Source organism: Olsenella sp. KH3B4 (assembly GCA_900111695.1).
Classification (GTDB): Bacteria; Actinomycetota; Coriobacteriia; order Coriobacteriales; family Atopobiaceae; genus Tractidigestivibacter.
Window position 1 is genome coordinate 138450 of the sequence record FOHD01000003.1, and the last position, 15004, is coordinate 153453.

Genomic DNA, 15004 nt, shown 5'->3' on the forward strand with positions numbered 1-15004 from the left:
TCCACCTAGAAGTGCACGGAGAACTCGGCCTCGTCTGGCACGGGAGGGATGTCCTCTTTGGAGTCGATGGTGTAGCTGATGGGGAAGCGCCGGTAGCTCTCGAGCAGGCGCGTGAAGAACGTGGAGACGGCCTCGTCTGGCCCTTGGAGCTCCATGCTCACGGAGCCGTCGGGCTCGTTTTTCACCCATCCAGTAAGGCCGAGGTCAAAGGCCACGCGCTGGCTGGTCCACCTGAAGCCCACGCCCTGCACCTGCCCCACGAACCGCACGTGGATGCGGCGCATGCCCTCGCCGGCCGACGCGCCGCTGCCAGCCGACGCGCCGCTGCCAGCCGACGCGCCGCTGCCAGTCGCGCTGCTCTCGCCCTGGTCCTTGTTCCTTCTCACGAACATCGCGTCTCCCTCGAGTGCCTGTCTTCCGTCACGCCCGCACGACCGCAAGCTCTCCATTTCTCGTGGTTGTTGCCCGTGCGAACGTCCCCACACGCGGGTACGCTTACAATACTACCCGGACAACAAGGGCGACCGAGGAGACCACATGGCGACCAAGTGCAACATCATGACGGACTCGTGCTGCGACTTTTCTCCCGAGGAGGTCGAGCAGGCGGGAATCACGTGCCTCTCGTTCACCTACACCGAGGCGAGCAAGCCTGATGGCGGCCTCTCTGGCGTCGACGACCTCTTCCAGTCCCGCTCGGCCCATGAGTTCTACTCCGCCATCGAGAACGGCGCCTGCCCCATGACCTCTCAGCCCTCCCAGATGGTCTACGAGGAGGCGTTCGAGAAGGCCATCGCCTCCGGCGTCCCCACGGTTCACTTTGCCCTCTCAAGCGGTATCTCCGGCGCCTACAACGGCGCCGTCACGGCGCTCGACCGCGTGCGCGAGAAGCACGGCGGCACGCTTCCCACGCCCATCTACGTGGTTGACTGCCTCATCGGCTCCACCACCCAGAACCTCCTCATCCACGCCGCCATCGAGAAGCGCGACGAGGGTCTTACCGCGGAGGAGCTGGTCGCCTGGGCCGAGGAGGCGCGCTTCCACGCCCACACCATCTTCATGGTGGACAACCTCGACGCGCTCCACCGCGGCGGGCGCATCCCCAAGTCCGTTGCCGTGGTGGGCGGCCTTCTCGACGTGAAGCCGCTTCTCACCTTTAACCTCGACGGATCGCTGGCGATCATGGGCATGGCGCGCGGTCGCAGGAAGGCCATGCGCAAGATGGCCGAGTTCTACGAGGACTTCCACGATTCGTCCTACCTTGGCCACGTGGTGGCCATTGGCGACGCCGACTGCGTGGCCGACGGCGACTCCCTCGCCCGCATGCTCAAGCCCTCCGAGCACGCGCTCAAGGTCTACCGCTCCACCATTGGCCCTACCATCGGCTGCCACGTTGGTCCCGGCATGTACTCCTGCTGCTTCTGGGGGGCAGACCGTCGCGACGACAAGAACAACGATGCAAAGAACAAGGGCAAGGCGGCCAAGTAGCGCCGTGCTTCTCGCTAACGTAGTTCGGGCCGCACCGCAGCCCGTCACTTTTACAGGGGGTCTGCGATGAGCTGGACACGAAGGGAATTCCTCGAGCTGGCATCGGCTGGTGCAGCGAGCATGGGCCTTGCTGCCTGCGGCGCTCCCACGCGCCAGCAGCAGGACAGCGGCTCCGACCAGAACTCGGATACCACCGAGCAGCCCGCAGACAACGTCGACCTCGGCGAGTTCAAGAGCCTGGCGCTCGATACGTCCGCCTGGAAGTACGACAAGGACAACGACGTCTACTATCAGCTTGGCCTTACCTACTGCCTGAAGCCCGCGACGACGGCATACGAGTCGCTGGCGATCTTCGTTCCCGGCAAGTTCTTCTCTGCCGAGAAGAAGGGCGACACCTACTCCTGCACCGTGAACGACAAGGCCGTGGTGGGTGGCTTCACGCCGTCCACGGCGCCCATCCTTCTGCCCATCAACAGCGGCACGCTCTCGCCGCAGGCGAGCCCCACGAAGTATGGCTACGACGGTCTGGGTACCTTCCTCGATGCGGGCTGCATCTACGTGTACGCCGGCTTCCGCGGCAGGAGCGCTGGCTACGATTCTTCTACCGGCTCCACCGACCTCTATCCCGGTGGCGCCCCCTGGCCCGTGGTCGACCTCAAGGCGGCTATCCGCTACCTGCGCTACAACAAGGACGCGCTGCCTTGCGACACCTCGCGGGTCTTCTCGTTTGGCTTCTCTGCCGGCGGTGGCGTGAGCGCGCTTCTCGGCTCTGCGGGAGATGCCGAGATCTACAAGCCCTACCTCGACTCCATTGGTGCTATCACCCATGACGCCGAGGGCAATGCCGTCTCGGATGCCGTCTTTGGCAGCGCGTCGTGGTGCCCCGTCACCTCCTTCGATACGGCCGATGCCGCCTACGAGTGGGCGATGGGACAGTATGCGGGAACGGGAACGCGGGCCGAGGGCACGTGGACGTCCTCGCTCTCGCAGGGGCTCGCTGCGGACTACGCGAGCTATATCAACTCCATGGACCTCCGTGACTCGGACGATTCGCAGCTCACGCTCGACGAGTCCGAGGGCGGCGTTTACACGCTGGGTTCCTACGCGAGCCAGCTTCTCTCGATTCTCGACGAGTCCGCCACCAATTTTGTCTCGGACACCACGTTCCCCTATACGTACACGCCGCAGCAGATTGATGACCCAATCTTCCCTGGCGACCCCAACCTCGCAACCACGCGCGCGACCGAGGCTGCCGTGGCCGCCGCCAAGCAGGAGGCGCAGTCCTCCGCTGCGACGGACGCCCAGGGCGACGGCGCGGCCGCGGACGCTACCGGCTCAGCCGATGCCGCCGCGACCACAACCACGACCACGCTTCCCACGGGCACCACGCAGGTGCAGTCCACCATCTACGACACGGTGCAGAACTACTTTGCAGCGCTCAACTCCGACTACTGGTGGATCAACTACAACGTGAGCCGCCAGACGGTCTCGATCTCGAGCCTGCGCGACTTCTCGATGCATCTGCGTCCTGCGGAGCTTTCGGTTCCCGCCTTCGACGCCGTCGACCGCTCCACGAAGACCAACCAGCTCTTTGGCATTGGCGAGGAGAGCACCCTGCACTTTGACGAGACGCTGGGAGAGCGTGTGGCGGCAAACGCCGACGCCTATGCCTCGCTTGAGGGCTGGGACGAGTCCTATGCCACGGCCTGGCAGGATGACCTCGAGAAGACCGACTCCCTCGATTCGGACATCGCCACGCGCGTCTCGATGTTCAACCCGCTCTACTTCCTGAGCGGTACCTACAGCGGCTACGGCACGGGTGCGGTGGCGCCGCACTGGCGCGTGAACGAGGGCGTCTTTGACACCACGACCTCGCTTGCCACCTCGGCAAACCTCGTGCTGGCACTACGCCACTTTAGCGGCGTCGAGGATGTTGCCTACGTGCCCGTGTGGGGCCAGGGCCACGTGATGGCCGAGCGTTCGGGCACGGCCAACGACAACCTCCTTACCTGGGTTGCCGCCTGCTGCCAATGAGACAAGGTGAGACAAAGGGACAGTCCCTTTGTCTCACGGGCTAGAATGAGACAGAGGAATGAGACAGAGGGACTGTCCCTTTGTCTCATGGAGCGGAATATGACTGACGAGAAAAACGCGCGTACGGTTACCGCGGCCATCACCAGGCGCGGCTTCGTGGGGCTGGCGCTTGCTGCAGCGTCATTCTCGCTTGTCGCCTGTGGGAGCTCCTCAAGCGCGGGTGGGGAGGAGGGTACCAGCACCAGCGCCTCATCGTCTTCCCCATCCTCGGACGCATCTCCAGACGCCGACGCCACCGACCAGCCCACGGGTACCTACGCCTCGGGCGTCCACCACGCGACCATCGAGGTCACGGGCTACGGTACCATCTCGGTTGCCCTCAACGCCGATGTGGCGCCCATCACCGTCTCAAACTTTGCTGGCCTGGTTGAACAGGGCTTCTACAACGGGCTCACCTTCCACCGCGTGGTTCGGGACTTCATGATCCAGGGCGGCGACCCCAACGGCGATGGCACCGGCGGCTCCGGAACCACCATCAAGGGTGAGTTCTCTGCAAACGGGGTGAAAAACGACATTGCCCACGTGCGCGGCACCATCTCGATGGCACGCTCGTCCGACTACAACTCGGCCAGCTCGCAGTTTTTTATCGTCCAGAAGACTGCCGCCTCGCTCAACGGCCAATACGCCGCCTTCGGCAACGTGACGGACGGCATGGACGTGGTCGACGCCATTGTGGACGCGACGGCCGACAAGGGCGATTCCAACGGTATTCTCCCCAAGGAGGACCAGCCCGTCATCGCCTCTATCACGATGGTGGACTAGAGCTCATCCCGTACTTTCTACAACGAAATAAACCAAATAAGATAGTGTGCTTTGCTGCAATAGGCAATAGGACATACCTAAATGGTATGGAAAACATCGTTATCGTGCTAATATCTTATGCATGAGAAAGGAGCTTCTTCATGTATGAGATTGGTGAGTACGTTGTCCATCCAGGTCAGGGTGTGTGTCGTGTCGAAGATGTAACGGATGGTCCCAACCCCTGCTACCAGCTCATGCCCGTGGGCGAGCGCCATCCCATGCGCATTAGCTATCCCGTCTCCAGCGAGTCCCGCCTGCGTCCGGTCCTCTCGGCCGAGGAGGCCCGCGCAATTATCGATGAGTACCCCACCATGGAGGTGGAGTCCTACTCAGAGCACAGCGGCACCCTCGAGGAGCAGCACTTCAAGGACGAGATTCGCCGCGGAAGCTGCCAGGACTCCGTCCGCATCGTAAAGACCTTCCGCGAGCGCATCGATGAGGTCAAGGCTCGCAACAAGAAGCCGCCCGTGGCCTTTGACCGCATCCTTAAGCTTGCAACGGCTCGCTCGCTCCAGGAGCTCTCCGTCGCGCTTGACACCACACCCGAGGATGTCCAGGCGCTCTTCCAGGGTGCGCTTGACGCTGCGGAGGAGGAGAACTAGAGAGCCCAATGCGGCGGCGTATTCTGATGCCGCAAGATTTCGCCGTTTAGGATTATTCCGAACGTTTAAGAGGGGCTAACCATCCGGATTCCGCGGCATCCCTGCAATGCTGCGGAATCTCGCCGTTTAGAAGGGCCTAACCGTCCAAATTCCACGGCATGAGAGCCGACGCGATTCAATGCCGCGCGTTCTCGCCGTTTGGGACTTTTCCGAACGTTTAGGGGTGCCTAACCGTCCAAATTCCACGGCATTGTCGCAAAGCCAGGCTGCCGACGGTACCCCGACGCCAGCAACCTTCCTCGAGCGCATGCCTTCCACATTCTTTCCGCTGCGTTGCCATTCTCGGCAGCGCGTCGGCTTGTCGCTCGCCTCGGGTAGAATGAGGTGCACAGCTCTAGTTGGCTTCGACCAAGGAGGATCCGTGCCCACCGCAGACGAGACAGACCAGAACCGCGCGATCATCACCGTCCTGGGGCATGACCGCCCGGGCATCGTTGCAGCAGTGTCCACGGAGCTCTCCGAGCGTTCCGCAAACATCCTCGACATCTCGCAGACCATCCTCCAGGGTACCTTCACGATGACCATGCTCGTGGACCTGGCGCTGGTCAAGACGGACTTCTCCGAGCTCAAGGGTGCTCTCGACGCGCTCTCTGAGCGCCTAGGCGTCCAGATTCGCATCCAGCGCGAAGAGGTCTTCCACTACATGTACCGCCTGTAGCTCTTCTCAGTGCAAGCAACGGTCTTCGGCGCGTCCGCCTCGCGGTGCGGGACGGCGAGAAAGGTGTTAGGCCATGCCCCTCTTCAAGTCAAACCGCAGCAGGAACGAGGTCTTTGGGCCAATCCTCTCGACGCTCGACACCTCCGCCATGACGCACGTGGCGGACGCCTATCCCATGCCCTCCAAGGGGCTTGGGCGCCCCGCCGTCTCTGATGGCCTCTATGACGGCTACAAGGACGCCGACGTCCTGGACGGCGACCTCTACAGCCGCTACGACGTGAAGCGCGGCCTGCGCAACGCCGACGGCTCCGGCGTGCTCGTGGGTCTCACCACCATCTCGAACGTCCACGGCTACACCAAGGAGAATGGCGTTGCCGTGCCCGACAAGGGTGACCTCATCCTGCGTGGCTACCACATCGAGGACCTGGTGGCGGGCCCGCAGCGCGAGGACCGCTTTGGCTACGAGGAGGTGGCGTACCTCGTTATCACGGGGCACCTGCCTACCACCGCCGAGTTGGACGACTTCCGCGCCCGCATCGACTCGCGCAGGCAGCTGCCTGACGGCTACCTCTCGATCTTCCCCCGTACCACCTACAGCCACTCGATCATGAACGTGCTGCAGCGCGCGACGCTCTTGCTCTACGCCTTCGATCCCATGCCGGACGACACCTCGCCCGAGCACGAGATTGACGTGGCCCTCTCGCTTCTTGGCCGCTGGCCACGCACGGCGGCAGTGGCGCATGCCGCAAGCGTGGCTGCCATGAACGAGGACCGCCTGGTGGTGCCACCCGCCCGCGAGGGCTTCTCGATGGCCGAGACGGTGCTTGATGTGCTCCGTGGCGACGAGGGCTTCACGCACGAGGAGGCCATGATGCTCGACGTGATGCTCATGCTCCACGTCGAGCACGGTGGCGGCAACAACTCCACCTTCACCACGCGCGTGCTTTCGTCCTCGGGGACCGATGCCTACTCGGCCTACGCGGCGGCGCTGGGCTCGCTCAAGGGTCCCAAGCACGGCGGCGCCAACTTCAAGGTTGGCCAGATGATTGATGACATTGGCTCCCATGTCGCGGACTGGTCCAACGACGATGAGATAGCGGGCTATCTCGAGAAGATCGTCCGTGGCGAGGCATTCGACCAGACCGGGCTCATCTACGGCCTGGGCCATGCGGTCTACACGCTCTCCGACCCCCGCGCGCAGCTGGTCAAGCGCTATGCGCGCAAGCTTGCGCGCCAGAAGGGCACGGAGGAGAAGCTCAACCTCATCGAGAGCATCGAGCGCCTGGGCCCCGAGGTCATGCGCGACGTCAAGGGCACAAAGAAGCCGCTCTGCGCGAACATCGACATGTACACTGGCTTCGTCTACTCCATGCTGGGCGTGCCCAAGGACCTCTACACGCCCATCTTCGCGATGGCGCGCGTTGCTGGCTGGGCGGCGCATCGCATGGAGGAGCTCTACGGCGCGGGTCGCATCATTCGGCCGGCCTATCGCTCGGTCTTCGACATGCGTGACTACGTGCCGCTGGCGGAGCGTGACGCCTCCGCTGCGGGGGAGGACGCGGCGGACGAGAAGGGCGCGGCTGCCGAGAAGGACGCCGGCGCGGAGGGCGCGGCAGATGCCCGGTAGCGACGTGCGCGTTGCAGCGTCAGGTGCTGCCGCGTCGGAAGGCCGCGTGCGTCCGCGCATTGTCTTCTCGGACATGGACGACACCTTCCTTGCACCAGACAAGTCGCTGCTGCCACGCAACATGGCCATGCTCGACCGCCTGGTGGAGGAGGGCATCGAGTTTGTGCCCTGCACGGGGCGCGCCTGGCACGCCATCCCACCCGAGGTGCGCTGCCATCCGGCGACGCACTATGGCGTGCCCTCGGACGGTTCTGTGGTGATTGAGGCTGCGTCCGAGAAGGTCCTTCTCGACCAGAGCCTGGGCGCCGAGCGAGCGTTGGCGCTGCTTTCGCGCGTGCGCGGGCTTCTCGGCCGCATGACCTTCGAGGTCTTTGCCGACGGGCGCGTGCTCACCGATCGCACCAGCTGGGAGCGCATTGGGGGCCTGGGGCTCTCGGCGACGCAGACCGCCTACATGCGGGCGTCGCGCACGCTGGTGGACAAGCCGCTCGAGCGCGTGATTTGCGATGCGCGCACGGTCGAGCGAGTGGGCATGTGCTGGGGCGTGGGTCCCGGGGCAGGCGAGGTGGCCTCCGCGGCGCGCCTGGCCGTCGAGCAGGACCCTACGTTGCGGCACACGGGCTCCTACGGCAGCGCGATCGAGGTGGTGGACGCGCGGGCGTCGAAGGGTTCGGCGCTGGCGTGGCTCTGCGATGAGCTGGGCATTGCGCGCACGAGCAGTGTGGCGTTTGGCGACTCGCCCAACGACCTCGAGATGATTCGCGCTGCAGGCGACGGTGTGGCCGTGGGCAACGCGTGCGGGGCTCTTCTCGGCGAGGCGGACCATGTGACGGACGTAAACGCCGAGAGCGGCTTCGCGACGTACCTGGAGGGGCTTCTCGGCCGCTGACGCCAAAGCGAGGGTTTTGGCAGCAAGTGCGTACGAAATCGCGGCTCTGGCGCCGTTTTGGCGCCAGAGCCGCGATTTTCTCGTGCGTGGATACCGCCGCCGAGCGGGGCTACTCGCCGTCAGCCTCGGCTTGCTTGCTGGCCTTCTCCTCGGCAACCTTCACGGCGTACTCGAGCTCCTCTTCCTCCTCGGAGTCCTCGTCGTCGCCATCGTCGATGCGCAGCGGCTTGAAGCTCGCCGTGTCACCGCCAACCAGGGTCTTCTCGGCGTCGCTTGCGTTCTCCTCGCGCTCGTTGTGCATCGAGGCGGAGAAGATGTCCTCGTCGTCGGAGTCCTCGTCCTTTGCTGCGGGCTTGGCCTCGGCCTTCTTGGGCACCGCCGCCAGTGCGGCGTTTGCATCAATTGGGATGCGCGTGAGCTTGTGCTGGCGCTTTGCCTTGGCGAACAGCGGCACGTACTCGAAGATCACCGAGGAGTTCTCGAGGCCGTACCAGCGCATGGGCGTGCCGCACAGACGACGGATGAAGTACTTTGCCTCGATGGTGCGCGCGTCGGTGCCCGAGATGTCCGTCTCGGGCGAGAGGACCTTGCGAATCAGGCAGAAGCGGAAGTCTCCCACGATGCTGTGCTTGCGGTAGATCGAGTACTTGTGGTTCTGCGGGGCAAGCTGGTCGTGCTCCACCAGGTCCTCGACGATCTGGTAGAGGTAGGTGTTCACGCGCTGGTTCACGCGGAAGCCCAGGCGCAGCTGCACCTTGAACAGGAAGTCCGTGTCAAAGGTGTTGACCATGTACTCGTGGGTGTAGGGCTCGTCGGTCACCTGGACGTTGAGGAAGTAGTACGCCCTCGCGCGCTTGGGGCGCTTGTCCAGAATCGAGTAGAGAATGTCGCGGTCAAGCTTGTCGAGCGACGAATCGTTGGTGAGAAAGACCAGGTTGTCGGCGAGCAGTGGGTAGGACTCGTCGTGCGAGAGGTCGAAGAGCTGGTCGAGGTACTCGCGAACCGGCAGGTAGACGGACTGTGTGCGCTCGATGGCGGTTCCGCGGCGCCAGATGTACATGACGAGGAACAGCACGGTGGCGAGAAGCACGGTGACGTAGCCGCCGTGGAAGAACTTGGTGAGGCTCGAGAAGAAGAACATGAGCTCGATGGCGCCAAAGAAGAGCAGGAACACCACGGCTGCGGCTGGCTTGCGACGAATGCGCGAGAGGTACGTGAACAGCAGGATCGTGGTCATGAGCATGGTGCAGGTGATGGCCAGGCCGTAGGCGGCCTCCATGTGCTCGGAGCTCTGGAACAGCAGGACAACGCCCATGCAGCCGATCCACATGATGTTGTTGACCAGCGGAATGTAGATTTGCCCGCGCGTCTCGGAGGGGTAGTTGATCTTCATGTGGGGCATGAGGTCAAGGCGAATGGCCTCGGAGACGATGGAGTAGGAGCCCGTGATGAGGGCCTGCGAGGCGATGATTGCCGCGAAGGTGGAGAGAACCACGGCAAAGACGCGGAACTCCTCGGGGAGCATCTGGAAGAAGGGGTTGAGGTCGGGGATGGCGGCAAGCTCGGCACTGCCGTGGTTGGCGATGATCCAGGCGCCCTGACCCAGGTAGTTGAGGATGAGACAGAGCTTCACGAACGGCCAGGAGACGTAGATGTTTGCCTTGCCAACGTGTCCCATGTCGGAGTAGAGAGCCTCGGCGCCGGTGGTGCACAGGAAGACGTTGCCCAGCACCATGAGGCCGGCCGCGTTGAGGTTGTGGTCAAAGAGGAACATGATGCCGCGCAGTGGGTTGAGCGCGCGGAAGACGTTGAGGTCAAGCCCCACGTTGAGAAGGCCGGTGATGCCCAGGAAGAGGAACCACACGGTCATGACCGGGCCAAACGCCTTGCCGATGGTTGAGGTTCCCGCCTTCTGCATGGCAAAGAGGATGCAGAGAATGACCAGGGTGATGCCAACCACGATGGCCTGGTTGTCTCCAATGATGTTGAAGAAGAAGTCGATGGTGCGCAGGCCCTCGATGGCGGTGGTCACAGTGACGGCGGGAGTGAGGATGCCGTCGGCGAGAAGGGCAGCGCCGCCGATCATGGCAGGGATGATGAGCCACTTGCCGCAGCGCCTAACGAGGCTGTACAGCGCGAAGATGCCGCCTTCGTTGTGGTTGTCGGCCTTCATGGCAACCAGCACGTACTTCACCGTGGTGATGAGCGTGATGGTCCAGATGAGCAGCGACAGTGCGCCGAGTACCACGTCCTCACCCATGGTTCCTAGGCCGCCGTTGCCGGTCATGATGGCCTTGAGGGTGTACATGGGGCTGGTGCCGATGTCGCCGTAGACGACGCCCAGCGTAACGAGGACCATGCCGGCCGAGAGGGGGATGCCGCCCTTTCTTACGGGCTTCTTTGCTCGCCTGGGTGCGACCGGTGCGTTGGATGTAACCATGACGCTCCAATTTCCGTGGTTTCTACCTGCGAATCCCTGGTTATTCCAAATACAAACCGTTGAATATAGCACTCTCCTGAAAGAAAGGTGAGCGCTTCACTCTTCCGACAAGTATATGCAGTTAGGAGGCGGTTTGCCTGCGGCTTCCCCCAGCGCCGTCGAAGGCTGACGATGCGCTGATGGTTTGTGCGCCGCATGCCGACGGCGGCCGTCGGTGGTGCTGGGGAGCGGAAGGCGGCCGCAGCGGCGGGCGCGGAAGGCGGCCACGGCGGCAGGAGCGTTTCCCGCGATTTTTCGTCTTTCGCGGCGCCTGGCACAGTTGTTTAGAATGAAAGACGTTGGCTTTTTTCTCGGCAGGGTTTGTGTAGCCCGGCCGAGGCTCCACAAGGGAAGGGGTTCTCATGGCAGACGAGAATGCGCAGGCGTCCCTAGCGGCGGCTGCGTCTGAGGCGCCGCGTCGTCCGTACGAGGGCGTGCCGGCAAACGTGGTGAGGAGCGTGCCCGATCCGGCAAGCGCGCGTCTCTCGTGGACAGACGGCGAGAGGACCATCGACTACGTGTCCACTGCCTCCCACCTCGACGTTCGCGACGATTCGGGCCGCCTTGAGGGCAAGATGTTCTCGCTCTCGTACGTCCAGGTGGACGAGGAGGGCCAGCCAGACGCTGCCCGCCCGGTGACCTTTGCCTACAACGGCGGTCCGGGGTCGTCCTCGGTGCCCATCAACTTTGGCGGCATTGGGCCTCGCCGTGTCCAGACGGACGGCACCAACCACCTGGCGGCCTCAGCGCAGGTGGCCGACAACCCCCACACGCTGCTCAAAGACTCCGACCTCGTGTTTCTCGACGCCCTGGGCACCGGCTGGTCCGTGGTTGCCGACGACTGCGATCCCGCCACGGTCTTCTCGGTGGACGGCGACGCGGACGCCTTCGCCCGCGCGATCATGGACTGGCTCGAGAAGAACCACCGCTGGTCGAGCCCCATCTACCTCTTTGGCGAGTCCTACGGCACCTTTAGGAACGCCGTGCTCATGAGGCTTTTGGGCGAGAGGTCCGTCAAGCTCACCGGCGTGGTGATGCTCTCGGCCATCTGGGACTGGGTACAGACGCTCCCCGGCGAGGACCTCTACTACCTGGGCATGATGCCCACCTACGCCGCTGCGGCGCAGTTCTTTGGCCGCGCGGGCGAGGGCGTGGACCCCGACGAGTGGTTCGACCGCGCGATGGACTTCGCCGACGACACGCTGGCGCCGGCGCTTCTCCGCGGCGACCGTCTTGGCGAGCAGCGCGAGCGCGAGGTCGCCGAGCAGCTCTCGCAGTTCGTGGGGCTGCCCGCCGAGTTCCTCGTGCGCCATCACCTGCGCGTGGAACTCACCGAGTTCCGCCGCGAGCTTCTGCACGACGAGGGGCGCGTGTGCGGCCGCCTCGACATGCGCTTCTGCTCGGACGAGCCGTCGCCCATGCAGTCGAGCCTCGATTGGCTGGGCGGCGAGGACGCGGCCGACGACGCCGTGGAGGCAAACTGGACCAACGCCTTCCGCGCGTTCTGCGCCGACGAGCTTGGCTACAAGGGGCCCGCTGTCTACTTGGGCCAGAACTGGGAGCGCGTGGGCCACAAGTGGATCTGGCAGCACGAGGTGCCCGGCACGGGCGAGAAGGTCGGCGCGCCCAACGTGACCGGCGATGTCGCGCTCGCCCTGCGCCGCAATCCCACGATGAAGCTCGCGATCATCGGCGGTCGCTACGACGCGGCGACCACGTTCTGGAACGTGGTCCACGACCTGAGCTGCCAGTTCCTCTCGCCCGCGCTCAAGGAGCGCGTGACCTGGATGCGCTACGGCTGCGGGCACATGGCCTACGTTGACGAGCCCACGCTCGCAGCGATGGACCGCGACCTCCACGAGTTCTACGAGAGGGCATGAGACAAAGGGACGTTCCCCTCGTCTCATTGAGAAGGCCGGCTCCCGCGTGGGGGGTCGGCCTTCTCGCGAGGCGCGGCACCTAGAGGCCCAGCTCCCGCGCCGTGATGCCATCCTCCCTACGCGTCACCAGGTACGCGTGGTGGATCTTGGGGTTGCGCGAGAAGTCCTCGGGGATGGTCTTCGCGGTGATGTCCGCCAGCTCCACGCCGGCCTTCTCGAGCGTCTCGATGTCGGGCTTGAAGCTCCGCAGGTTGCACGAGAAGATCGCGCAGCCGCCGCGCGAGAGCAGCCTGGAGACGGAGATGATGAGGTCGGCGTGGTCGCGCTGCACGTCCCAGGAGCTGGTGTGCATGCGGTTTGAGTTGGAGAACGTGGGCACGTCGCAAAAGACGAGGTCCCAGGTGTAGCGGTGCTCGTGGCGGCGGTCGGCCACCCACTGCAGCACGTCTGCCTGGATGAACTCGTGATTGCGCCCGACAAACCCATTGCGCTCCATGTTGCGGCGCGCCCAGTCGAGCGACGGCCTGGAGAGGTCCACCGTGGTGGTGAGCCCGGCGCCGCCGTCCGACGCGTAGCAGCTTGCCGTGCCGGTGTAGGCAAAGAGGTTGAGGAAGCTCCCGCCGGGCGTGCGCTTCATGAGCTCGCGCACCATCGCGCGGGTCTCCCTGTGGTCGAGGAAGAGCCCGCAGTCAAGGCGCTCGGAGAAGTTGACCTCAAAGGTGAGGCCGCCCTCGTCCACGAGGTGCGCGCCGCGGGGCAGCTCCACGTGCCCGTCCCGCCTGCGTCCGAGACGGGTGTCGCGGGCCATGCCGTCGCGCGTGGCGGCGCGTCCTTCTCGCCCGCCGTCTGCGTACTGCGAGCCGCCGCGCGCCCGGGTGCGCACGCGCACGTGCACGTTGGCGGGGTCGACGTCCAGGACGCGAGGCGCTATGGCGAGCACGTCGAGAAGGCGCCTGCGCGCAAGGCCGGCGTTCACGTCCTTCGGCGCGGCGTACTCGGAGACGTAGAGCCAGCGGCCAGGAGTCTCCGAGCCACGGTAGAGGTCGATCGAGACGGCATAGTCGGGCAGGTCGGCGTCGTAGACGCGGTAGCAGCTCACGTCCTCGCGCGCCGCCCACTTCGCGCGGAGCTTGGCCACCTTCGCAAGGCGTGCGGCAAACTGGTCGGATGCCCCCACAAGGACGGGAACGCTGCCGGCGTTGCCGCGCAGCTCGACGAGCGGATGCTCTGTCGAGAGGGACATGGGGTCGTAGCAGCGGATCGTTGCCTCGTCGCGGCCCAAGATCACGTCGATGGCCTCGACGGGTCCGCCTCCGGCCGCCGCGTTGGCGGCATCGTCCGGGGAGAGGGCCACCACGCCGGCACCGTCGTGCCTCGCCACGGCCCCGACGCCTGCCGAGAAGAGCGAGAGTGCCTCGGCCTCGCTGGCGAGGTCGTCCGGCTGCGGCCACGCAAGGTCTGCCACAAGGAGCGGCGAGCCGTCGCCCACGGTGGCGGCAAGCTCGCCCGGTGAAAGGAAGCGCGGCTCGACGTCCATGTCGGCAGCGCGGAGCGCCCTCCTCGCGGCGGCCTCCGCACCGGGGCGCGAATCGCAGAGAAGGAGCTCCACGCTGTTCTCGACGCCCGCTTCCGCGCGGTCGGCGGCCTCGGCGGCAAGCGCGTCCCAGGCGTCTGCGTCGTGGCCTGCCCAGCGAGAGAAGCCCCAACGCACGCGGAGCAGCCCGGGCGCGCGGTCGAGCGCCTGACTCGCCGCCTCCACGGCCACGCTTCCGGTGCCGGGGAAGAGGTTCACCAGCACGGGCGAGCCGTGCCGCACGTCGCGGAACCAGCAGCCCGCCTCGAGAAGCGCGGCGGCGTAGTCTGCCCGTCTCGGCGCGAGACGCCCGCGGCCCGCAGCCGCAGACTCCCAGCTCCGGTTGAAGAGCGGCTCGCCCGTGAGGTCGATGCCCACGAGCGCCCGCTCGCGCGAGAGGCGCACCACGATGCCCACGTCAGGCGCGTCCGTGTTCACAAGCGGCCGCGCGCCCCTGCGCGAAAGGAGCCTGTCCGCCACGGCGTCCTTCGATCGCAGCGCCACGAACTGCGTGTTTCTCAGCTGCTCGTTGGTGCCGCGTGCCTCGATTGCCATGGTTGCGCCGGGTGCCACGTGGTCCTCCCAGGGAATCGCAGAGAGACCCTCGTAGAGCTGGTCCGCATTTGCGGCCCCCACGCGGGCGAGCACGAGCGTCACGTTGGAGGCGAGCCGCGACCACAGGCAGCAGCGGTAGGCGTCCGCCAGGCTGCCGGTGAAGGAGACCTGGCCCACGAGGGGACGCACCCCCTCGGCGCCAAGCGAGTGAAGCTCTCCTGCCAGCAGAGACTCGAAGCCCTTGGGGCACGTTGCGACAAACTCCATCGGGACACCTTTCGCCCGTAACCTGCGCGCCAAC

The 15004-nt window shown here is 65.1% G+C and carries 11 protein-coding genes; 8 read left to right on the forward strand and 3 right to left on the reverse strand.

Annotation, left to right across the window (positions count from 1 at the left end; genetic code table 11):
* Positions 1 to 5: 5 nt before the first annotated feature.
* Positions 6 to 386 (reverse strand): acylphosphatase, encoded by a 381-nt coding sequence (locus BMX94_RS04030; RefSeq protein WP_286160010.1) that lies wholly within the window; start codon positions 384 to 386, stop codon positions 6 to 8.
* 151 nt (positions 387 to 537) lie between these two features.
* Between BMX94_RS04030 and BMX94_RS04035 the strand changes: the two genes are divergently transcribed.
* From BMX94_RS04035 to BMX94_RS04065, 7 genes are all read left to right on the forward strand, one after another.
* Positions 538 to 1485 carry a DegV family protein gene (locus BMX94_RS04035; RefSeq protein WP_091003914.1) on the forward strand — a complete coding sequence of 316 codons (948 nt, stop codon included), beginning with the start codon at positions 538 to 540 and terminating at the stop codon, positions 1483 to 1485.
* A 66-nt stretch (positions 1486 to 1551) separates the two neighbouring features.
* Positions 1552 to 3519, forward strand: a complete 1968-nt coding sequence (locus BMX94_RS04040) for a subtype A tannase (RefSeq protein WP_091003916.1) — start codon at positions 1552 to 1554, stop codon at positions 3517 to 3519.
* Between the two features lie 99 nt (positions 3520 to 3618).
* On the forward strand, positions 3619 to 4341 hold the full coding sequence (locus BMX94_RS04045) for a peptidylprolyl isomerase (protein ID WP_091003917.1): 723 nt from the start codon (positions 3619 to 3621) through the stop codon (positions 4339 to 4341).
* 140 nt (positions 4342 to 4481) lie between these two features.
* Complete coding sequence (locus tag BMX94_RS04050; RefSeq protein ID WP_091003919.1) at positions 4482 to 4982, forward strand: CarD family transcriptional regulator; 501 nt, start codon at positions 4482 to 4484, stop codon at positions 4980 to 4982.
* 421 nt (positions 4983 to 5403) lie between these two features.
* Entirely contained in the window at positions 5404 to 5700 is a 297-nt protein-coding gene (locus tag BMX94_RS04055) for an ACT domain-containing protein (protein WP_286160011.1), read from the forward strand.
* A gap of 73 nt (positions 5701 to 5773) precedes the next feature.
* On the forward strand, positions 5774 to 7327 hold the full coding sequence (locus tag BMX94_RS04060; protein WP_286160012.1) for a citrate synthase: 1554 nt from the start codon (positions 5774 to 5776) through the stop codon (positions 7325 to 7327).
* A complete protein-coding gene (locus tag BMX94_RS04065) occupies positions 7317 to 8216 on the forward strand; it encodes an HAD family hydrolase (protein WP_091003924.1) in 900 nt (299 codons plus the stop codon). Before BMX94_RS04060 ends, BMX94_RS04065 begins: the two co-directional genes overlap by 11 nt.
* Positions 8217 to 8325: 109 nt before the next feature.
* Here the strand turns inward: BMX94_RS04065 and BMX94_RS04070 are convergent, their stop codons facing one another.
* The gene (locus tag BMX94_RS04070) at positions 8326 to 10656 is read right to left on the reverse strand and encodes a KUP/HAK/KT family potassium transporter (protein WP_091003928.1); all 2331 of its coding nucleotides are present in this window, start codon (positions 10654 to 10656) and stop codon (positions 8326 to 8328) included.
* Positions 10657 to 11057: 401 nt separating this feature from the next.
* Here BMX94_RS04070 and BMX94_RS04075 point away from each other — a divergent pair, with 401 nt between their 5' ends.
* Positions 11058 to 12575: a S10 family peptidase gene (locus BMX94_RS04075; RefSeq protein ID WP_091003934.1), complete on the forward strand. Its 1518-nt coding sequence runs from the start codon at positions 11058 to 11060 to the stop codon at positions 12573 to 12575.
* Positions 12576 to 12654: 79 nt separating this feature from the next.
* Here BMX94_RS04075 and rlmKL read toward each other — a convergent pair whose 3' ends face one another.
* Entirely contained in the window at positions 12655 to 14970 is a 2316-nt protein-coding gene (rlmKL, locus tag BMX94_RS04080; protein WP_091003937.1) for a bifunctional 23S rRNA (guanine(2069)-N(7))-methyltransferase RlmK/23S rRNA (guanine(2445)-N(2))-methyltransferase RlmL, read from the reverse strand.
* Positions 14971 to 15004 lie beyond the last annotated feature (34 nt).